The following is a 22,307-nucleotide window of genomic DNA, read 5'->3' on the forward strand; positions in this document are numbered from 1 at the left end:
CTAGTTCCTGATGTCCATGGCGCTGCGCATGCCGTCGCTGAGCAGGTTGAAGCAGATCGAGACCGCAAAAATCATCGCGCCCGGCAGCGCGGCGACCCAGGGATTGACGTAGATCGCGGTGCGCAACGTGTTGAGCATCAGGCCCCACTCCGGCTCCGGCGGCTTTGTGCCGAGACCAAGGAACGAGAGGCCGGCGGCGAGGATCATCGATACCGAGATCAGGCCGGTGGCGTAAACGAAGATCGGTCCGAGCACATTGCCGAGCATGTGCACGCGCATGATGGTGAAGGGCCCTGCACCCGAAGCGCGCGCGGCTTCGACGAAATCCATGTTGCGGACGCCGGTGGTGACGCTTTCGGCGACGCGGGTGATCTGCGGCACAAACACGATGGTCAGCGACACGATCGAGTTGACGATACCAGCGCCAAGCGCGCCGGAGATCGCGATCGCCAGCAGCACGGAAGGGAACGCGTAAAACACGTCGACCGTCCGCATGATCGCGGTGTTGAGCTTGCCGCCGACATAGCCGGCGATGAGGCCGAGCGAGGTGCCGACCACGAAGGCGAAGATCACGGGCAGGATGCCGATGATCAGCGACAGCCGCCCGCCATAGATCAGCCGCGCCAGCATGTCGCGGCCGAGCTCGTCGGTACCGAGCGGATAGTTCGGTGTGCCGATGTGGCGGAGGCGGCGGATCATCGAGCCCTGGTAGGGATCGGCGAGATGCAGCCATGGCGCAAGCAGCGCCGAGGCAAAGATCAGGATCAGGATCAGGGCGCAGACCATGCTGACCTTGTCGCGCGTGATCCGCCGCGCCACGGTCGCCCAATAGCCGCGCGCCTTGGTGGTGGGTGCAGCCTGCAATGCAGTGTCGGACATCGCGCTCATTTACTCAGCCCCGCTTGATGCGCGGATCGATCGCGGCCTGCGCGATATCGACGAGGAGGTTGAGCGCGACGAAGAACAGCGCCAGCACCAGGATCGTGCCCTGCAGCAGCGGCAGGTCGCGCTGGAAGATCGCGGAGTTCAACAGCAGGCCCGAGCCGGGCCAGGAGAACACCGTCTCGATCAGGATCGAGCCGCCGAGCATGTAGCCGAGCTGCAGCCCCATCACGGCGAGCGCGGTCGGCGCGGCATTCTTGACGACGTGGCGGAACACCCCTCGCTCGCGCAGGCCCTTGGCACGCAGCGCTTCGACGAAATCCTGGCTCAGAATATCGCCCGTCAGGGCGCGCACGGTGCGGGTGACGATGCCCATGGGAATGACGGAGGTCGTGATCGCCGGCAGCACCAGATAGCGCAGATGCTCCCAGTCCCATGCCCAGGCGCCGGAGCCGCCGGGTCCGGCGCCGACCGCGGGCAGCCAGTTGAGCTGCACCGAGAAGATGATCACCAGCACCATGCCAAGCCAGTAATGCGGCAGCGAGACGCCGGCGATGGCAAAGGACGTCGCCAGCTTGTCGACCCAGGTGTCGCGGAAATAGCCGGCGATCAGGCCGAACAGCAGGCCGAGCGTGAAGCCGATGATGGCGGCCGCGACCGCCAGCATCACGGTGTTGCCGACCGCGCGCATCACCTCCGACAGCACCGGGCGACCGGTCGCAATCGAGCTGCCGAGATCGCCATGCAGCGCGCGCCACAGCCACAGCCCGAACTGCACCGGCAGCGGACGATCGAAACCATAGGCCGTGCGCAATTGCGCAGCGAGCTCCTGCGAGGCATCCGCCGGCAGCACGGCGACCAGGGGGTCGCCCGGCGTGATGTGCACGAGCAGGAAGCACACCAGCGCTACGCTGATCACGATCGGAATGACGTAGACGATACGTCGGGCGGTATAGGCGAACACGAGGCCGTTCTTTCTTCCCTTCTCCCCTTACGGGAGAAGGTGGCGCGAAGCGCCGGATGAGGGGTATCTCTCCGCGAAAATAGTCGTATCGAACGAGAGAGGAGCATCCGCGGAAAGATACCCCTCACCCGGCTTCGCTTTCGCGAAGCCACCCTCTCCCACAGGGGGAGAGGGTGCACTGAGCAAGCCGCGAGAGTTACGGCACGATCGAGACTGGCGAGAAGTCGACGAACCAGCTCTTCGGCTGCACGAAGCCCTTGATCTTCGGGCTCATCGCGCGCGGTGCGACGTCGTGGGCGACGTAGAGGAAGGCTGCGTCGTCGACGGAGGCCGCGTGCAACTCGGCGAGTGCCGCATCGCGTGCGGCGGGATCGAAGGTCTGGCGCGCCTTGGTCACGAGCTCGTCGAACTTGGGATTGTTGATGAAGCCCCAATTGTTGGAGACCGGCGGCGCCATGCCGGACTGCAGGAAGCGCACCAGCGCAAAGAACGGGTCCATCGCCGCATAGGTGACGTTGGTCGCGTTCGCGCCGTTGGCGGATGCGTCCTTGGCGCCACGGCGCCAGTTGGTGAACAGCGTATTCCACTCGATGACGTCGAGCTGCACATCGAAGTAGCATTCGGCCAGTGCCTGCTGCAGATACTCGTTCATCGGCAACGGCAGCATCTGGCCGGAGCCGGACGCGGAGGTCTGGATCTTCACCGTCAGCTTCTTAGCTGGGCCGTAGCCGGCCTCCTGCATCAGCTTCTGCGCCGCCGGCTTGTCGTACTTGATCTGGAAGGTCGGCTTTCCCCGCCAGGGATGGCCGGGCTCGAACGTGCCGGTTGCCGGCACCATCAGGCCGGCGAGCAGGCCGTCGCGCAGACCTTCACGGTCGATGCAGAGGTTGGCGGCCTTGCGGACGCGGATGTCGTTCCAGGGCGAGCCCTCGACGCGCGAGAACTGCCACGGCCAGACATGCGGCTCCTCATTGCTGTAGAGCACGAAGCCGCGCTGCTTGATCTCCGGCAGCGCGTCAGGCGCCGGCGCCTCGACCCAGTTGACTTGGCCCGACAGCAATGCCGCGGTACGCGCATTGGCCTCCGGCATCGGCAAGAGCACCATCTTGTCGACCTTCGGCACCCGCGCCTTGTCCCAGTAATTGTCATTCTTGACGAGCTCCAGCCGTTCGCGCGGCGTGAAGCTCGACATCTTCCAGGGACCGGTGCCCGAGGCATCCTTGGCGAACGCGGCCCATGCGGCCTGCGACTTCGCCTTGGCGTCGGCGCCCTCGGCCTTGTCGTAGAACGCCTGCCACTTCGCCGGGCTCGCCATGAACAGATTGGTCAGGTTGATCGGCAGGAAGCTGTCCGGCTCCTTGGTCGTCAGCTCCACCGTCATATCGTCGATCTTGCGCGCCGACACCAGCGTCGGCATGCGCGAGGCGGTGACGCCAACCTGGCTCGGATCGAACTGCGGCGCATCCTGCTTCAGCACCTTCTCGACATTCCAGACCACGGCATCGGCATTGAACGCCGAGCCGTCATGGAAGGTCACGCCGGGGCGCAGCTTGAAGGTCCACTTCTTCTTGTCGGCGTCATCCACCTTCCACTCGGTGGCGAGGCCGGGAATCAAGGCGCTGGCCTTGTCCGCCGACGACAGGTCCCACATCGTCAGCGCGTCATACATGGTGAGGCCGGTGAAGCGATTGCCCTCAAAGCCCTGGTCGGGCTGGCCAAGCGTGCGCGGAATATCCGCGGCGGTCATACCGATGCGCAGCACGGTCTCGGCGCGCGCAAGCGCGGGGAGACCCGCGGCAATCGCAAACGCCAGCAGCGCGGCCGTCGTTTTCTTATTGGTCTTGTAGTGACGCATCGAACAGTCCCTTCTTCAACTAGATGGGTGATTATTTCTTGGGCAATCGTATGCAATGCGTGTGCCAAGGGGAATAGTTCTCCACGTCATAACCGCCTGCCGCGTCATTTCTTCCCAGCCCCATAAGCACAAAGGATAAGGCTGCCTATTCTGGCATCAAGCTTGCAAGTTTTGGCTCCGAGTTTTCAGCCGAACGGAGTCCACCATGCACGCGCGCAAATCGATCCTGATGGCGGCGATCGCCGTTATCCTCGCTGCGGGTTGGCCGGCCACATCCGCATTCGCCGAATCCGTCGTGCGCTACGGCATCTCGATGGCTGACATTCCCCTGACCACCGGCCAACCGGATCGCGGCGCCGGCGCCTACCAGTTCACGGCCTACACGATCTACGATCCGCTGGTGGCGTGGGAGATGGACGTCGCCGACCGGCCCGGCAAGCTCGTGCCCGGGCTCGCCACCGAATGGAAGGTCGACGAAACAGACAAGACCAAGTGGCGCTTCACACTTCGCAAGGGCGTGAAATTCCACGACGGCAGCGACTTCAACGCCGACGCCGTGATCTGGAATCTCGACAAGGTCTTGAACGACAAGGCGCCGCAATTCGACAAGCGGCAGAGCGCGCAGGTGAAGACCCGCCTGCCCTCGGTTGCGAGCTATGCCAAGATCGACGATTTCACGGTGGAGATCACGACCAAGACGGTCGACTCCTTCTTCCCCTATCAGATGCTCTGGTTCCTGGTCTCGAGCCCGGCACAATATGACAAGCTCGGCAAGGACTGGGACAAGTTCGCCAGCCAGCCCTCCGGCACCGGCCCGTTCAAGCTGACAAAACTGGTACCGCGCGAGCTCGCTGAACTCACGAAGAATCCGGACTATTGGGACAAGAAGCGGATTCCGAAGGTCGACAGACTGATCCTGATCCCGATGCCGGAAGCGCTGACACGCACCAACGCGCTGCTCGCCGGACAGGTCGATCTGATCGAGACGCCGGCGCCGGACGCCGTGCCGCAGTTGAAGGCGGCCGGCATGAAGATCGTCGACAACGTCACGCCGCATGTCTGGAATTATCATTTGAGCGTGCTGCCGGGCTCGCCCTGGACCGACATCCGCCTGCGCAAGGCGCTGAACCTTGCGATCGATCGTGACGCGGTGGTCGGGTTGATGAACGGTCTCGCCAAGCCGGCCAAAGGCCAGGTCGACCCGTCGAGCCCATGGTTCGGCAAGCCGAGCTTTGAATTGAAATACGATCCCGCCGCCGCGAAGAAGCTGGTGGAAGAGGCCGGCTACTCCAAGGACAAGCCGCTGAAGGCCACCTTCATCATCGCGCAGGGCGGCACCGGGCAGATGCTGTCGCTGCCGATGAACGAATTCCTGCAGCAGAGCTTCAAGGAGATCGGCATCGATATCGAGTTCAAGGTGGTCGAGCTCGAGACCTTATATACGCATTGGCGCAAGGGTGCGGCGGACGAGATGAATGCCGGCATCACCGCCAACAACATCGCCTATGTCACATCAGACCCGCTCTATGCCATCGTGCGATTCTTCCACTCCGGCCAGATCGCGCCGGTCGGCGTCAACTGGGGCGGCTACAAGAATCCGAAGGTCGACGCGCTGATCGACGAGGCCAAGCAGACCTTCGACACCGCCAAGCAGGATGAGTTGCTGGCGAAGGCGCATGCGCTGATCGTCGACGACGCTGTGCTGGTCTGGGTGGTGCACGACACCAACCCGCATGCGCTGTCGCCGAAGGTGAAGAAGTTCGTGCAAGCGCAGCACTGGTTCCAGGATCTGACGCAGATCGGGCTGGAGTGAAGATTCGTAGGGTAGGTTAGCCGTAGGCGTAACCCACCGACGGTCTCTCATCGCACGATGACGCGAATTGGTGGAAAGATGGTGGGTTACGCCGCGCCGATGCGCTTGCGCATCCGCACAGCTAACCCACCCTACCCATCCATGCTCTACTTCGTCAGCAGCGCAAACGCGCCGTTCCAGTCGTCCGGCGGCGGGCTCTGCTGGAAATCGCGGATGCGCGCTTCATAGAGATTGTAGAGATATTGCAGCGTGCGGGCCTCGTCGCTCTTGCGGCCGCGCTCGATTGCGGCGAGCGCGCCGTCCCAGTCGCGGCTGCGATAGCAGGCGAGCATCTCGATGGTGAGGTTGCGCAGGCGCTGGAAGCGGCCGGACTGCGCGACGTCCTCGCGGCCGGCGATCGCGTAGATCACCTCGGGCTCCTTCTTGCCCTTCACCATGATGAAGTCGAGCTCGAGGATCGCGAACTTCTCCTTCACGGCGAGCGCGGTCTTCGATCCGATGATGATCGGGAAGCCGTATTCCTTCGACTGGCCCTCGAGACGCGAGGCGAGATTGACGCTGTCGCCGAACACCGAGTAATCGAAGCGAATGTCCGATCCCATGTTGCCGACGACGCAGGTGCCGGTATTGAGGCCGACGCCGATGTTGAGCGGCACATAGACGCGGCCCTCTTCCGCGGCTTCCTCCTCGCGCTCCAGGTTCAGCTCGTCCATGCGCTCCAGCATGTCGAGCGCGGCCTCGCAGGCATTGAGCTGATGCCGCCTGTCGTCCAGCGGCGCGTTCCAGAACGCCATGATGGCGTCGCCCATGTATTTGTCGATCGTGCCCTTGTGATTGAGGATCGCGTTCGACAACGGCGTCAGGAAGCGGTTCATCAGCGCGGTGAGACCCTGCGGATCGCTCTTGTAGGTTTCCGAGATCGCGGTGAAGCCGCGCATGTCCGAGAACATGATGGTCATCTCGCGCTCCTCGCCACCTAGCACCAGCCGCTCCGGCGCCTGTGCGAGTTGCTCGACCAGCGCCGGCGACACGTATCGCTCCATTCGGAAACGGATCTGCCGGCGCTGCTGCTGCTCGCGCACGAAGGCCGCGAAGATCAGCGTCAGGTAGATCGCCGTGGTCGACATCAAGGGGTAGGTGAAATCGATCAGCAGGCGCCGCTCCGCATAGAAGTACCATGAGGTGCCGATCAGGATCGAGGCGAACAGCGCGCCGACCGCGACGAGCGTCACGGGGCCAAATCGCGGCGCGAACGCGATCACCAGGATGCCCATGATCAGCGCGCCGAAGAATTCCATGCCAACGGCAAAATTCGGTTGCCACAGCACCGCACCGGTCAGCGCACTCTCCAGCACCTGGGCATGGATCTCGACACCAGGCATGGCGGGGGAGACCGGTGTGGTCTTGATGTCGTTGAGACCGATCGACGAGCTTCCGATCACGACCAGCTTGCCGTTGATCTTGTCGGGATCGACCTTGCCGTCCAGCACGTCGACCGCCGAGACATAGATCGAAGGATCACGCCTTGCGTAATGGACCCAGAGCTGGCCGTTCTGATCGGTCGGAATCTGAAAGACCTTGACCCCGAGGCTCAGGATCCCGGCCTTGTCGGCCTTGATCAGGATGGTGTCGGATCCGCTGGCGACCCGCAACATCTCGAAGGTCAGGGACGGCATAATGATGCCTTGCGCCACCATGATCATCGGCACGCGGCGCACGATGCCGTCGCGCTCCGGCCGGATCGTGAACAGGCCACGGCCCGCGGCCGCCTCTTCCAGCACGGGCACATTGCGCAGCAAGCCCGGAAACTCATACATGAATTGCTGCGGCTCCTCACCGAGCATCGCAAGCCCCGTGACCGGAAGTTTCTCGTTGAGGTCGGCACGAACGTTAGAACCGCCGGACTCACCGACCACGACCCGGGAGTTGCGGATCGCATCCGCCAGAATCTTGTCATTGCTCGGCAGCTGGCGCAAACGCGCCCGCATCTCCTCGTCGAGATTGCCGAAGGTGTCGGCTGCGATATCCGGATTGAGCCGATCGGGCTCGGAGAACACGACGTCGAACGCGATCACGACGGCGCCGAGCCGGGTCAGGTTGTTGATGATGTCGGCGATACGCGTCCGCGGCCACGGCCATTGGCCGAGCCTGGGATCAGCCAGGCTCTTTTCGTCGATATCGACGATCGTGACGGGCCGCATGTTCGCGGGCTTCTTGCGGGGGTCAAACCGCTGGAAATAGTCGAACGTCCTGACCCGCAACTCCTCGACCGGGATGGGATCGACGGCACGCAGCATCGCGATCCCGATCAGCAGCGCGACGCAGGCGAGCCGCGCGTAGCCGAAGCGCCGCGTAAACCAGCGTCGAAGGACCCTTAGCCGTTTCATGCCGTCTGGATATCACGGCCCGCCGGCGGTTCCAATCAGCCGGCTCACACCGGAAGGCCCGTTCGACGACCGGCCTTCGCAGCCGGCCCGGCACGCCAGGGTTGGATCAGAGTGGGCCGTCAAGCCCGGAACGTGGTCTCGTTCTCGCTGTTCAAGTCGTCAGGCTACCGTGCACGACGAAGTCGCTGGCCTGCAAATTGCCGACATAGACGTTCTTCAGCAGGACGGTGTTGGCGTGGGCGTTCGATCCGATCGGATCGAGGTCGATCAGCGTATCATTGCCGACGGTGGTCGCGACCGAATTGAGCCAGTTGTTGAACACGGCCGTGTTTGTCGGATCCGATGGCACGGAATAGCCGAGATCGATCTTGTCCTCGCTGGTATTGAAGTCGCCGATCGTGTCATGGCCGTTGTTGGCAGAGAACACGAAGGTGTCGTTGCCGCCACCGCCGAAGAACACATTGTCGTGGATATCGCCGATCAGCACGTCGTTGAAATGCGAGCCGGTGACATTGGCAATGTTGGCGAGCGTATCGAAGCCGGCGCCGTGGGTGTTCTGGCTGGCGCCGGATTGATCGTTCAGATCGACCGTGACGCCGGAGCTCGCATGCTCGTAGCTGGCGGTGTCGTGGCCACCGGCAAGACCGACCAGATGGTCGTCGCCGTCGCCGCCCTCCAGCACGCTGTTGCCGTTGCCATAGAGCGTGTCGTTGAAGCTCGACCCGCGCAGGCCACCGATGTTATCAGGCAAGGTGTCGACGCCGGCCCCGCCGGTGTCCTGCGGCTGATCGGGCTCGTTCAGGCTCACCGTCACGCCGGCCGGAGCGTTTTCGTAGCTCGCGACGGTGATGCCTCCATCATCGACGGTCTGGTGGCCGAGGCCGCTCGGCGAGGCATCGTCGCTTGGCGCCGGCGAATTAACCATCGCGAACGACACCTGATTTCCCGCCTCGGTCAACGTCACCGACACCGACTGGGTCAGCGTACCGCCATGGCCGTCGCTGATGACGACGTCGAACGTCTCGACCTTGCTGTGGGAGTCCGTGGCATCGAGCGCGTTGCGCGCGACGGTCGTATTGGCGGTATAGGTCCAGTCGAACTCACCGCCGGTGCCGCTGCCTGTCGTATCGGAGACCTTGACCAGCGACAGCGAGCCCAGCGCGCTGCCCTCGCCGGTATAGGTGACGCTCTGAACCGAGTGCGTGTCGGTCAGATCCGGATCGGAGAAATCGATCTTGCCCGTCGTGGTCAGCGACGACGGCCCGACCTCGCCATTGCGCACCTCGAAATAGTCGACGCCGGCGATGCCGGTATTGCCGGTGGTATTTTCCAGATCGAGCAGCGCGTTCTGGTTGCCGGATTGCGGCAGCTCGAAATAGTGCACGCCGTCACCGGCGGAATAGCCGACCCGCGCCGGCGTGCCGCCAAGGCCATTGGAGCCGCCACTGGCACTGCCGGTGGTCCACTCGATATCGCCGAAGCGATACTCGATGTCGAAATTGCCGTCGCCTTCGTTGATCAGAACGAGCTGGAACGAATTCAGCTTGTTGGTGCCATAGGAGTAGTAGCCGACCTCATCCCAGGTGATCGTCATCACGCCGTCGGCGGTATCGAGGTCGTAATAGACGTGGCCATGTCCGCGGGTGTCGACGTCGGCCCAGAACGGCGCGATGATCGGAAAGTTAATACCCTGGCCGATCTGGCTCGGCGTGTACTGGCTGATCGACGAACCGAAGCTGATGTTGCCGTTGTTGTTGATATAGAGCGAGGTGTAGTCGTGGCCGAAGAAATTGATCCCGTCGGCGCCGAACACCGACGTGATGTCGATCGGGCCGGATGAATTGTCGTCACCGGCGGACAGCGCCAGAGTGCCAAAGCCCGTGCCGATCTGGTTGGCACCCTCGCCACCCGAGCCCGCCTGCGAGCCATTCGGCAGGTTGCTGATCAGGCCGGACTGCGAAAGCTCCGCGGCAAGCGTGGGGCTGACGGTGTTCTCCGATGCGGAGCCGGCCGGAACGTTGATCGAGCCGCTTGCGACCGTCCCGTCAGCAATGATGGGCGCGTCGTTGCTGCCGGTCACCGTCACGTCGATGACCTGGCTCGCGGTCCCGTCGGCCGACGTCACCGTCAGCGTGTCGTGCTCCGTCTGACCATCGGCGAGCCCGTTCGCCTTGGCGTGGTCGAGCTTGTAGGTCCAGTGGCCGCTGTCGGAATCGAAGGTGAAATTTCCGTAAGTGCCGACCAGCGCCGCGGAATCCACCGTCGCGAAATGGCCCTCGCCGCTGTCGACGTCGTGCACCGTCAGCGTGCCGCTGTCGGAGTCCAGAGCGATCACCTGGCCGTCGTTCGAGATGGTGCCGTCCTCGACCACGCTGCCGGTCGACTTGCCGTCGATCGTCGCCGGCTCATTGATGCCTGTCACGGTCCACGACACCGATCCCTGCACGGTGTCGTGTCCATCGGACACCCCGTATTCGACCGTGACCGCCGTGGTCGCCCCGGCGGCCAGATACTGGTAGGCGGGATCGCTCGGATCGAGCGTGAAGCTATGTGTGTCGGCATTGTAGCTGACACCGGCCGGCAGCTGGTCCGGGAGGTTCACCACCGTCAGCGTGTCGTTGTCGACGTCGGAGGCGTTGGCGAGCGCATCGAGCGCGCTCGGCGTGCCATGCTCCGTCGCAGTGCCGGTCACCGGGCCGGAAACGGTGGGCGAGTGATTCACGTCGGCCAGTGTCAGGCTCGCCGTCGAATTCGCCGTCAAGACCCCGTCCGACACCGTATAGCCAAAGCTGACGGCGCCGGAGTAATGAAACGCCGGCGTGTAGGTCCAGGTGCCGTCGTGATTGTCGACGACGCTGCCGCCGCCACTGACGACACCGACCGCGCTGATCGAAAGTGCCGCGCCGGTCGCATCGCTGGCCCCGGCGAGGAGATCAGCATCATGGATGATGTAAGGCGTATCTTCGGTGCCGGCGGACAGCGTGACGGGCGTTGCGACCGGATAGACGGGATCGACGGTCACGACCTGCGTCTGCACAGCCGTCGTCGCGGACGTGTTGCTGCCATGGACGACGCTGGTCGCCGTGACGCTCAACGAGAAGGTCCCGAAATAGCCTTCCGGCGTCGTGATGGTGAGGTTGCCGCCGAGATCGGCTGCATCGATCTTCCACGTATGGTCCACGCTATTGTAGACGCCGTGATTGAACACGGAGCCCTCAGGCGCGCCCGATATCGTGACATAGGTCTCGTCGGGATGCGTATTGCCGGCGACCGACACGGTAATCGGAACGATGATCGGGCTGTGTTCCGGGCCTTCCGCCTGGCCGAGATCGGCAAGACGGCCGGCCGTCAAGCCGAGGAAGCTCTCGATATCGTACTCCATGCTCGGATAGGAGCTGAGGAACGCCTCCATGCTGCCGTCGGTCGGCAGGATCGGGGTTGGGTTGGCCTGACTGTGGGCGCTCGCAACGACCTGCACGTTGCCGAGGATCTGGCTGCCGGCGAGCCCTTTCTCGAAACTTTGAACGACGGTGCCGTTGACCTCGAGATTGTCGAGGGCAAGGTACGACGTGACCATCTGGTCCTTGTCGTTCATCACGCCGGCACCGATGTCGTAGGTACCGTCCGCCGTCACGGTGTAGCTGAACGTGTGCCAGCCGGTCGATCCGTAGCTTCCCGTCGACTGGATGTCGGACAACAGGAACGCCGAACCATTGACGGAGGCGAAGGCAAAGTCGTGATAGGGCAAGTAGTCGTCGGTGGTGAAATTCCACTGGAAGGTGACGACGTCGCCCGCGTGCAGATAGAGCGTGGTCTTGAGCGCCGATCCGTCGGTCGGGACGAAGTTGATGTTCGCGCCAACCGTGAGCGTCGGAGCGACGGCTGCCTCATAGGCGAGCTTCAGACTGGCCGTCGAGCTTGCGCTGTATGTGCCGTCGGATGCCGTATAGTTGAAGCTGACCTGACCGGCGTAGCCGGCCGCCGGCACATAGGTGAAGGTCCCATCATGGTTGTCGGTGAGGCTGCCGCCGCCGCTGGCGATGCTGAGACTGGTGATCGAAAGCGACGGGCCGTCGGGATCGGTCACGCCGGCGAGCAAATCTGCCACGTTGATCTTGTAGACGGCGTCTTCAACGCCATCCGCCAGCGTCACCGGCGTCGCAACCGGAGGATCGTCTTTCAACGTGAGACTGGCCGTCGACGTCGCGGTCAGCGTTCCGTCGGAAGCCGTGTAGTTGAACACGACCTGGCCGAGATATCCCTCCGCCGGCGTGTAGGTCCAGGTGCCGTTCTCATTGTGGACGATGGTGCCGCCGCCGCTCTTGACCGTGACATTCGTGATCGAGAGCGACGGGCCGTCGATATCGCCGACCGCCGTCAGCAGCACCGCCGGATCGATCACATAGGAGCCGGCGCCGTGCGCGTCCCCGAGGGTCACCGGACTTGCCACCGGTGCCACGTCGGCCGGCGTCACCCCCGGCTGCACCGCGTCATGGACTGTCACAAGGACCGGGATCGTGGTTTGACCGGCGCTGTTGGTCAGCACGATCTTGAACTGCTGGGTCAGATCGTCGCCATAGTTCAGCGCGGCGAAATCCGACTTGGCTTCCGAGAAATTCCAGATCACCGACTTGCCGTCGCCGCTCAGCGTCGCCGTAACGCGGCCGGTCGGCTGGTTGTTGGCGTCGAGGACGGTGATCGTCACATCATCGGTGGCCGTCGCGAGCTGGATGGTGCCGCCGGTGGTCAGGTGATCCGGCGAATGCGAGGTCTCCTGAATGATCGCGCTGCGGCCCGACGTCGGATCGGAAACGAAGATATTGTTGCCGGTGCTGCCGGTCGAGAACGCGGCGGCGCTGCCGAAAGCCACGAACAGGCCACCGGCACTGATCGCGACACCGGCATCGGACGGCGCATTGCCGCCTTGCGAGATCAGCGTGTAGATCGGCGACGCCGGATCGGTGATGTCGACCACATAGGTGTCGGCAAAAGTGTTGGTGTCGCCGACGACGAGCTCGGCCGTGCTGGTGAAGATGATGTAATGGCCGTCCGGGCTGATCACCGGATTCTTGCTGTCACCGGCCAGGATCTCGTTCGCATTTGCCGTCGTGTACACGACGTGACCGGTGGAGGTGTCGTACAGGCTGATCTCGATGTGCCCGGTTTCGCCGGTGCTCTGATAGACCACATAGTGGCCATCGGCGCTGATCGAGGCCGCCAGCGTGCCGGCGCCGCTCGTGGTGCTCGCGATCTCCGTCACCGCGCCGGTCGAGACATTGTAGGTGTAGAGATGGCCGGCGCCATCAGATCCGTCCGTGCTCCAGAACGCGATCAGGTGACCGTCGGCGCTGATCGAAGGTTTTGCCAGCTCGCCGCCGCTGATGCCGATCGAGGCCGGCGTGATCGTGCCCTTTGAAGTGCCGTTCAGATCATAGATGCCGATGCTGCCATTGGGCTTCTCGACCAGGATCGTGCTGCCGTCGCCGCTGATCGCGGGCGAGGTGCCCTCCACCAGCTTGGTCTGCACATGATAGTGCGCCGCGTCCGACGGGTCGGTGCCCCAGATATAGACGTAGGTGTGCGTGCCGTCGGTGCCCTGATAGGCGACGAAGCGGCCATCGGAGCTGATGGTCTGGCCGCCATAGGTGATGCCGTCGCCATTGGGCGTGACCTGCGTCGTCGTGGCGGTCGCGCGGTCGTAATAATAGATGACACCGTCGGGATCGTAGACCACGTCGCCCGAGGCGCTCATCACCGGGTTGGAGTGGTTGGCGGGACCGGACGTGATCGGCGACACCGATGGCGGCACCACCGGCGGCGCCGGTGGAGAAGAAGGTGGAGGCGTCCCCACATTGTTGCTCGCGACAATGTAGGTTGGGCCCGAATTCGTGTTTGGCGGCGCTAGGGGCGCAATCCCGCCATTCGCTGTGTTGTCCGCGATTTTTTCGACTGTGTACCCGTTGTTCGCGCTTGGATTGGTATTGATTGTCGGATGCAGTGAGTCACTGAAAGGCGAAGGGCTTCCAACATTCGCAGTTCTGGTCTGCGGGTTGGCATTGCCGCTACCATTATCGGTGTGCTGCGGTAGACTTGGATCGATGTCCTTCTGAAGTTTGTAAGTCTCCAAGGCAGCGCCTAACGCTGCCCACTCCTGCGCAATCTGCGCCGGCGTCTTGCCGCTCTCCTGGGCGATGACATCGAAGGTCGCGGTCGGGGTCAGCGATAGCGAGTTGCCGTTGCTGGTCACCGTGCCGATCAGATTGCCGCGGGAATCGAACACCTGAACCGCGTGGATCAACCCATCGCGCTGGTCGATCACCGAGATCGACACTTTGCCGTCGTTCGCATCGATATCGAGGATGACAGCCGTGCCACGGATACCCATGGTCGCCACGGGCGTGCCGACCTTCATGTCGCCGGTCTTGGCGACCTGGCCGGCGACGAATGTCGCGGCGCCCTGCACCAGCGTGAACAGCGAGGTGTTCGAGGTGCTGGTGGCATCATAGGTCAGATCGTTCAGCATCAGCCGCGCATTGGCCGAAAGGTTGAACGTCGTGCCGTCGATCAAAACGAGGCCGAGCGTCGAGGCGCTGCCGGTCTGCACCAAATCGGTCTGGTAGACGGCGTCGCCGTTCTGCAGCTCGACGGTGACGCCGTTGCGCACCACGCTGGCGCTGCCGGTCAGCTTGGCGACATGGCCGATCATCTTGGCCGCCGGCGCACCACCCGCCTGGGCATAGGCGGTGTGGCCGGTCAGCGCGTCCACCACCTTGGGATCGAGCGGCGCGCCCTGCGGCGAGACCAGGGTCGGATGCTTCTCGCCGCGGAAATAGTCCGGCACCACGACGCGGTGCAGCGCGTCGGAGATGATCAGGTCGTTGCCGGATTTGTGAAAGTCGCCGGAGAACAGCAGATGGGCGTCGGGAACCGTGATGGCGTTCCCATGACCGCCATTCCCATGACCATTGTGCGACAATGAATCGAGGTCGATCGCTTTCGAGAGCGAAGTAAATCCACTCGAGCCAAATTTGTCCGCGTAATTCAACGCGTCACCATAAATGGTTAATAAATAATGAGTATTACCTACGACTCCCTCATATCATCGAAGGGCCCAAGACGAAAGCACGCAAACCGTGTGCCTGCAATATGAGCAGCGTATTCGCAAAGTCTTCGTTGTCCATGGCCTTCAGTATTCCCAGACGAGCGGACAAATATGTCCAAATGTACATTGTTCATCTTGGCCGAAAAAAAAATAAAACGAGACGACATCTATGAATTTAGACGAATGGTCTAGGCGCTATACTTAATCCCAAAAGTCCAACGGCGCAGCCTACGCCCTCCAGCACACAGTGGCTGTGAACTGGATTACGGATTCACTCAAATTTAACGCTGTTCGCCCCGTCAATCGATTCAACCGCGCAGCGAATCTTCACAACCCTGGATTGGCTATCAGAACAAATGGAAGTTGGAGGCTTGCAACTGGGCAACAGTCACGCCGGTCAGGGTGATCGAGTCGTGGGCGGCATCCGTGATCACGGTGTCGTGTCCGGAATTGGCAGGCTGTGCAGCCGCGAGGACGTCGGCGACGCTGCCGAACAGGGCCTGGCTGATCTCGATCGTGTCGTTGGCGACGTTGAAATCGCCGATCTTCGCACTGCCAAAACCGGCGTTGAACACAAAGCTGTCGGAGCCCCCACCGCCATAGATCGTGACGCCGTTGCCGACATCCTGGAAGGTCTCGCTGGCCGAGGTGCCGTTGACGACGCTGAAGGTCGACATGTCCTGGCGGGTATCGGCACCGACCAGGGTGATGGTCAGCGCCTGGCTGCCGGTACTGGCGGTACCATCAGACACCGCGGCTTCATAGGTGATGGTCAGGGTATCGCCGGACTGCAGGAAGTCGAGATCGGGGCTGGACGGGTTGTAGGTCCAGTGCAGGGTCTGGGTGCCGCCGTCGGAGGTGACGCTGTCAAAACTGATCGCGCCGGACGAGATCAGCGAACTGACGTCGACGCCATTGGGCAAAGTGCTCGAGCCGTTATATTCGACCGTCGCATCCGCGCTCACCAGGCCCGTCAAGGTATCGCCGAGATCGGCGTCGCTGACATCGAGCGTGCCCGAGACCGGTGCGACGACTTGGGCGTGGTGATCGGGATCGGCGGCGATGATCGTTTGCGTCGCCGGGTCGGCTTCGTTCAGGATCACAGGCGTGTCGTTGGCGCCGGTCACATCGACCGTGAAGGTCGCGGTTGCGGTCGCGCCATGGATGTCGGATGTCTGCACCGTGAACGTATCGGCATAAGTGCCTTCGCCGAGCGCGTTGATCGCCGCAGCGTCCGGCACATAGGTGTAAGTGCCGTCGTCGTTCACCGTCAGTGAACCGTAGAAGCCGGTCACCGAGCTGGCCGTCAGATGGTTCGACGGATCCACCACCGCGTAAGTCAGCGAGGCGGTCTCGCCGGTGTCGCGATCGGCGCCGGAGAGCTGTCCAGTGAGATCGTCGAACGTGTCGTCAATCGCGGTGTCGGTCAGCGTGCCCGCATTCGCGTCGGCCAATGTCGGTGTGTCGTTGGCCCCCATGACGTTGAAGGCCAGGGTTGCCGTCCCGGTCGCGCCATGCACGTCCGATGTCTGGACTGTAAAGGTGTCGACATAGGCCCCCTCGGACAGCGCGTTGATGATGCCGGCGTCGGGCACATAGGTATAGGTGCCGTCGGCATTGACCGTCAGCGAACCGTAGTGGCCTGTGACCGCCGAATTCACGGCATGGTCGGTGGAATCGAACGCGGCATAGGTCAGCGTCGCGGTTTCGCCGGTGTCGACGTCATGTCCGGTGAGATGACCGGTCAACGAATCAAAGCTGTCGTCGGCGTCGGTATCCACCACCGTGCCGCCCTTGCCGGCGTCGACCGTCGGAGCGTCGTTGGTGCCGGTGATGTCGATCGTCAGCGTTGTCGTCGACGTTCCGCCATGGCCATCCGACTCGGTGTAGCTGAACACGTCGGACGCATGCTGGCCCTCGACCAGCGCGTCGGTCGCGGGATTGGCGTTGTCGAGCGTGTAGGTCCAGCTGCCGTCGCCGTTCAGAACCAGCGAGCCATAGGTGCCGGTGACCGACGTGTCGACATCATCGCTGAGCACACCGCTCACCGTTCCCGAGACGACACCGATGACATGATGCGTGTCGGTGATGTCGACGTCGGTGTCGTTGGCAAGCACGTTGCCGGTCGTCGTTGAGACACCATCCAGGATGTTGTCATTGGCGTCGGTGCCGGCCTCGATGATGTGGCCGATATCGCTGTCGGCCACCGCGACCGGCGCATCGTTGCTGCCCGTGATGGTGACCGTCACCGTTCGGGTCGACGTCGCGTGATTGTTGTCCTCGACAGTGACGTCGTAGCTCACGGTCAGGGTTTCGCCGTCGGCCAGGAAATCGAAGCTGGAATCGGCTGCGGTGTAGGTGAAATCGACCGTGCCCGCGCCGCTGCCGGTGCTGTCATGCAGCGTCAGCGCCAGATGGCTTGCCGCCGCCAGCGCATCCTGCTGGCCCGAGGTCAGTGTCAGCGGATCACCGTCACGGTCGGTCCATACAAAGCTCGGTGCCGAGTGATCCACGGTGTGGACGTCGCTGAGGTCGACATCGGTGAACGCCAGATGGCCGCCAGCGCTGTCGATCGTCGATGCGCCGGTCGTGTCCGGGAGTTCGCCGATCGTGTGCAGGCCGGCATTGCCGGTTCCGGACACATCGGCAGCGAGCTGCGGCGTGTCGTTGCTGCCGGTGATGGTGATCGTGACGGGCTGGCTGACCACACCGCCATGGTGGTCGTCGACCTCGATCGTGTAGGTCAAGGTCAGCGTCTCGCCATTGGCGAGATAGTCGAAATTATTGTCGGTGGCCGAGAAGGTCCAGGCGCGCGAGCCCGTCACGCCATCGGTGGCGTCCGTCAGCGTGCCCAGCGTCAGCCAGCCTGCGATGGTCGCATGGTCGGCGAGCCCGGTCGTCACGCCCGATGCCGTGACGCCGGTGATGGTCACGCTGTGGGTGTCGGTGAGATCAGGATCGGTGAAGGTGATCGTGCCGATGGCGAGATCCGGCGTCGCCGAATTGGTGGTGCCGAGCGCTTCGGTGATCGCAGGGGTCGGCGCCGGCGATGAGATGACGGGCGCGTCGTTGGTGCCCGTGATCGTGACGGTGAAGGTCTTGAACCCGGTCTCGTTGCTGGGCGCGTAATTGTTGTCGACCCGCGCCATATAGGTCAGCGTCAGGGTTTCGCCGGCCGCCAGGAAGTCGAAGGCGCCATCGGCAAGGCTGTAAGTCCAGGTCGCGGAGCCGTGATTGGTGTTGCCGAAATCCTGTACCACCGTGAGCGGAATCTCGACCGCCTTGATCGCCGCGATCTGCACTGCCGTCAGCGACGAAGTGACGTCGTTATTGGCAGCGTCGCGGTAGCTGAACGAATCGAACGACGCGCTTCCGCTCGGCCGGTCGAAGATGTTGGGGTCGGCCCACCGGATCTGGTTCGACACCGTGTCGGCCGAGGTCGAATGGCTTTGCCCGGCCTGTTCGGTGAAGGCCGCATTGAAGGTCGCGACCGTCGGCGGCCCGGGAATGTGGGTCTCCGTGGTGCCGCCGCCGCCTTGCGTCGTGCCCTGGCTGGGCACGTTCGCGACCGTGATCGTCACCGGGATGGTATCGCCATTGGCGAGCTTGAGGCCGACCGAGAACGGGACGACGGAGTCGGTGAAGTTCGTCGTCAGCTTGGTGTTGGTATTGCTGTTGTCGGTGAACTTCAGCGCAAAGACGTCGGTGACGATCTTCTGCGCGTCCGGCGACAGTTGCACCGACGACAGGAAGCTGACCGTGCCCTGGCCGTTGACGATGGTCTGCGTGCCCGCCTGGTTGACGGTCGCGATCGGGTTCAGCGTGGTCTTGTCGAACAGGATGTAGGAGCCGGTGGTGCCGTCGGGCTCGACCAGCACCTGGAATTTGGCCGGCGGCGCGCCGCCCGTGCCGGGCACATCGAAATCGATCTCGACCAGAACCGCGGTGCCGCGAATGCCCATGGTCGCAACCGGCGTATCGACCTTCATGTCGCCGTGCTTGGCGGTCGCGCCGGCAACGAAGGAGATGGTGCCCTGGACGAGGCTGAGCAGCGACGAATTGTTCGACCCGTTGGGGTCGTAGATCATTTCGTTCAGCACCATCTTGGCGTTGGCGCCGAGGCCGAACACAGTGCCGTCGATGAAGGTGATGCCGAGCGTCGAATCCGAGCCGGCCTGGACGACGTCACCCTTGTAGACGTTGTCGCCATTGTTCAGCACGATCGCCACGCCGTTGCGGATCGCGGTCGCATTGCCGATCAGCTTGGTGACGTGGCCGATCATCTTGGGCGCATCGGCAGCGCCACCGGCCTGCGCATACTGGGTGTGGCCGGTCAGCGCGCTGACGATGTCGCCGGTTAGATGGGCGCCGTCGGGCGAGGCCAGCGCGGCGCGCTTCTCGCCCTTGAAGTAATCGTGCAGCACCAGTTCGCGGTCGTCCTTGGTCAGGACGAGGTCGACACCGGAGCGCTTGAAGTCGCCGGTGAACAGCAGCTGGGCATCCGGCACGACGATGGCGCCGAGCGGCACCTTGGTCGAAACGGTCTCGACATGGGCCGCCCCATGCAAAGGGGTGCCGTCAGGGGTCGGCAGGAGGCCGTCGAATTTGTCGGCGAGGCTCACCTTGGGATCACTGCACTTAAGGTTAATATTTATGGAATTTTACGGTGGCTAAGCTTGCATATCATCGGATGGAACAGGACGAAACCCATCCGTTGCTTGCACGTCTCAGCACATCTGCGGCCGAGTCACAGATGGAAACAGCTCGACACCCCTCGATTTAGAGTAATTCGAACCTATTTTTCTGTAATGAGAGCGATGCTCGGGAACAGAAAACGTATTCATCCACGTATTCGTGGTATTTCTTGTCATATTTCCACTTACCTCTGCTTCCCCTCTTATCCCAGGCAGGATGAGAGCCCCAATTCCCAGTTAAATCTGTGATTTGGCTGACAAATCACGCGATCCTGAGCAGATCGCCGCATTAACCAGGAAACAAGGATAAGGCTTGGTTACTTGCCAAAAGGTTCGCTGGCCCGGTTCACAAAACCGATAAACTTTTCGGGAATCCACCCATGCCCTTTTGAGCGTCTTTGCTGGCTTTTTGCCCGATTCGAGCAGTTTTAAGCCAATTAAAACCACCTGGAGCCACCCTGACGCCACGAAATGATCCGGTCACGTGCGGGGATATTCCCACCGATGCCCGGACAAGGGGTGTCAGATGGGGATCTCGCTTCATTCGCGCGCGCTGCGCGCAGTCGTTCTTGCCTGCGGTCTGGCCTGGCTGCTGCCCGTCGCCGACGGTCGTGCGGCTTCGCTGCTGTCGCCGGCGGCTGCCGTCATGATCAGGAAATCGATCGAGCCGTTCGGGCAGCCGACCGCGTTCCTGGCCCAGGGGGCCTTGCGTGACAAATGGCTCGGCGTGCAGCGCCGGATCGACGACGAGATGGTGCAGCTTGCGATCTGCGAGGGCGACCGCGAGGGCTGCGTCTCGCCGGAGGCGCTGAAGCTGCTCGCCATCGTCGACACCGCGAAGGCGCGCGACGGCCGCGCCCGGCTCGGCGAAGTCAATCGCGCCATCAATCTCGCCATCAAGCCGGCCAGCGATCTCGCGCTCTACGGCCAGATCGACGTCTGGAGCTCGCCGCTCGCGACGCTCGCCAGGGGCGCCGGCGATTGCGAGGACTATGCGATCGCAAAGCTGGTCGCGCTGCGGCTCGCCGGCGTCGCACAAGAGGATCTGCGCATCGTCATCATGCATGATACGCTCAGCGGTGAGGACCACGCCGTCACCGCCGCGCGGCTCGACGGCCACTGGCTGACGCTCGATAACCGCCGCATGGCGATGGTCGAGGACGGCGATGTCAGGAATGTGCGGCCGACCTTCATGATCGACCAATATGGCGTCAACAAATACAGCGACGCGCCTATCGTTGCGGCCGTGGCGCTGCAGTCGGTGGCGCAGGCGGATTGAGACCGAAACGAGCCACAAACTCCTGTCATTGCGAGCGCAGCGAAGCAATCCATCCCTCCGCATGTGCGGAAAGATGGATTGCTTCGTCGCTTCGCTCCTCGCAATGACGGAAGGTCTCAGAACATCAGATTGTCCTTCACCAGCACCCAGCGGCCGTTCTTGACCTGCTGCACCTGGGTGATGGTGGTGGCGAGATGGTTGGTCTTCGAGAAGACGGTCGGCGGCGAACTGAAGATATCCTGGAACTTGTCGCCGGACTCCAGCGCGTCGAGCATCTTCTGGCCGGTGAGATCCTTGCCGGCCTTGTTGGCATAATGCGCGAAGGTCATCACCGCATTGTAGCCGATGATCGCCTGGGTGTTGGCGTCGGCGCTGAACATCTTCTTGTAGTTGACCAGCCAGTCCTTCACCTTCCCCTTCGCGGTGTCTTCGTAGGGAATTTCGAAGCCCGAAGCGGAATACAAGCCTTCCACCACGTCCTTGCCGAGCGCCGGCACTTCGAGCACGTTCACGGGCGTGGCGCCGAGGAAGGTGACGTCCCATCCGAGCTTCTTCGCCTCAGCCATCGTGCCGATCGGCTCGCGGAGCACCGCGCCGAGCACGACCAGGTCGCAGCCGTCGGACTTCATCTTGGCGACCTGCGCCGAGAAGTCGGAGGCACCGCGCTTGTAGCTGGTGATTGAGGCCGGCTGAATCTTCATCGCAGTGAGCTGCTGGTTGAAGCCGTCGAGCACGTTTTTGCCGTACTCGTCATCCTGATGCATGATGCACGGCTTCTTGAAGTTCTTCGTCTCCATCATGTATTTGAGCGCGGCGCGCGTGCTCTCGACATAAGGCAGGAGATTGTTGAACTTCAGCCGTTCCTGCGGCTTGGCCGGATCGAACTTGAAGGTGAATTCGGCTGCCGTCAGCGGAAACAGCTGCAGCACTCCGGCATCGAGCAAGATGTCCTGCGCGGCGAGCACCGTCGGCGATCCCATCGGACCAACCATCGCAAAGATCTTGTCGCGCTCGACCATTTTCTGCGACGCCAGCACCGCCTTCTTCGGATCGTAGCCGGAGTCCTCGATGACCAGCTTGATCTTGCGGCCCTGGACACCGCCCGCCGCGTTGATCTCGTCGACCGCCATCTTCATGCCGTTCGACACCGGCACGCCCCAGCCCTTGATCGGGCCCGACAGGTCCTGGTGGGTGCCGATCACGATCTCGGACGCCGAGATGCCTTCATTGGTGACCTTGGTCTGGGCTGCGGCCGGCAGACAGGTCAGCGCCAGGGCGCTTACCGCAAGGCTCAGCGCCTTCAGCGATTTCGACATTGCAGTCTCCTCCTT

9 protein-coding genes are annotated in these 22,307 nt (G+C 62.8%); 2 read left to right on the forward strand and 7 right to left on the reverse strand.

The annotated features are described in order from the left end of the window. The 3 genes from JQ604_RS38010 to JQ604_RS38020 all read right to left on the reverse strand — a co-directional run bounded on the left by JQ604_RS38010 (position 1) and on the right by JQ604_RS38020 (position 3,701). Positions 1 to 888, reverse strand: coding sequence for an ABC transporter permease (locus JQ604_RS38010; RefSeq protein WP_212365874.1), 888 nt, complete (start codon positions 886 to 888; stop codon positions 1 to 3). Between the two features lie 4 nt (positions 889 to 892). After that, complete coding sequence (locus JQ604_RS38015) at positions 893 to 1,846, reverse strand: ABC transporter permease (RefSeq protein WP_212365875.1); 954 nt, start codon at positions 1,844 to 1,846, stop codon at positions 893 to 895. A 196-nt stretch (positions 1,847 to 2,042) separates the two neighbouring features. Beyond that, positions 2,043 to 3,701: an ABC transporter substrate-binding protein gene (locus JQ604_RS38020; RefSeq protein ID WP_212365876.1), complete on the reverse strand. Its 1,659-nt coding sequence runs from the start codon at positions 3,699 to 3,701 to the stop codon at positions 2,043 to 2,045. 205 nt (positions 3,702 to 3,906) lie between these two features. On the opposite strand from JQ604_RS38020, the gene JQ604_RS38025 reads away from it, so the two are divergent. Next, on the forward strand, positions 3,907 to 5,514 hold the full coding sequence (locus JQ604_RS38025; RefSeq protein WP_433996329.1) for an ABC transporter substrate-binding protein: 1,608 nt from the start codon (positions 3,907 to 3,909) through the stop codon (positions 5,512 to 5,514). A gap of 146 nt (positions 5,515 to 5,660) precedes the next feature. Here the strand turns inward: JQ604_RS38025 and JQ604_RS38030 are convergent, their stop codons facing one another. The 3 genes from JQ604_RS38030 to JQ604_RS38040 all read right to left on the reverse strand — a co-directional run bounded on the left by JQ604_RS38030 (position 5,661) and on the right by JQ604_RS38040 (position 19,625). Continuing rightward, entirely contained in the window at positions 5,661 to 7,901 is a 2,241-nt protein-coding gene (locus tag JQ604_RS38030; protein WP_212365877.1) for a CHASE2 domain-containing protein, read from the reverse strand. A 151-nt stretch (positions 7,902 to 8,052) separates the two neighbouring features. Continuing rightward, the gene (locus JQ604_RS38035; protein WP_212365878.1) at positions 8,053 to 14,877 is read right to left on the reverse strand and encodes a cadherin-like domain-containing protein; all 6,825 of its coding nucleotides are present in this window, start codon (positions 14,875 to 14,877) and stop codon (positions 8,053 to 8,055) included. A 473-nt stretch (positions 14,878 to 15,350) separates the two neighbouring features. Next, positions 15,351 to 19,625, reverse strand: coding sequence for a VCBS domain-containing protein (locus JQ604_RS38040; protein ID WP_212365879.1), 4,275 nt, complete (start codon positions 19,623 to 19,625; stop codon positions 15,351 to 15,353). A 598-nt stretch (positions 19,626 to 20,223) separates the two neighbouring features. On the opposite strand from JQ604_RS38040, the gene JQ604_RS38045 reads away from it, so the two are divergent. Then, positions 20,224 to 20,976, forward strand: a complete 753-nt coding sequence (locus JQ604_RS38045; protein ID WP_212365880.1) for a transglutaminase-like cysteine peptidase — start codon at positions 20,224 to 20,226, stop codon at positions 20,974 to 20,976. 116 nt (positions 20,977 to 21,092) lie between these two features. Here JQ604_RS38045 and JQ604_RS38050 read toward each other — a convergent pair whose 3' ends face one another. Beyond that, a complete protein-coding gene (locus tag JQ604_RS38050) occupies positions 21,093 to 22,292 on the reverse strand; it encodes an ABC transporter substrate-binding protein (RefSeq protein ID WP_212365881.1) in 1,200 nt (399 codons plus the stop codon). Between the last annotated feature and the right edge of the window lie 15 nt (positions 22,293 to 22,307).

Origin of the sequence: Bradyrhizobium jicamae (assembly GCF_018130695.1) — a bacterium.
Classification (GTDB): domain Bacteria; phylum Pseudomonadota; class Alphaproteobacteria; order Rhizobiales; family Xanthobacteraceae; genus Bradyrhizobium; species Bradyrhizobium jicamae_B.

Coding starts and splice junctions, on each gene's coding strand:
- JQ604_RS38010 (WP_212365874.1), bottom strand. CDS start 888: ATGAGCGCGATGTCCGACACTGCATTGCAGGCTGCACCCACCACCAAG.
- JQ604_RS38020 (WP_212365876.1), bottom strand. CDS start 3,701: ATGCGTCACTACAAGACCAATAAGAAAACGACGGCCGCGCTGCTGGCG.
- JQ604_RS38025 (WP_433996329.1), top strand. CDS start 3,907: ATGCACGCGCGCAAATCGATCCTGATGGCGGCGATCGCCGTTATCCTC.
- JQ604_RS38030 (WP_212365877.1), bottom strand. CDS start 7,901: ATGAAACGGCTAAGGGTCCTTCGACGCTGGTTTACGCGGCGCTTCGGC.
- JQ604_RS38045 (WP_212365880.1), top strand. CDS start 20,224: ATGGGGATCTCGCTTCATTCGCGCGCGCTGCGCGCAGTCGTTCTTGCC.
- JQ604_RS38050 (WP_212365881.1), bottom strand. CDS start 22,292: ATGTCGAAATCGCTGAAGGCGCTGAGCCTTGCGGTAAGCGCCCTGGCG.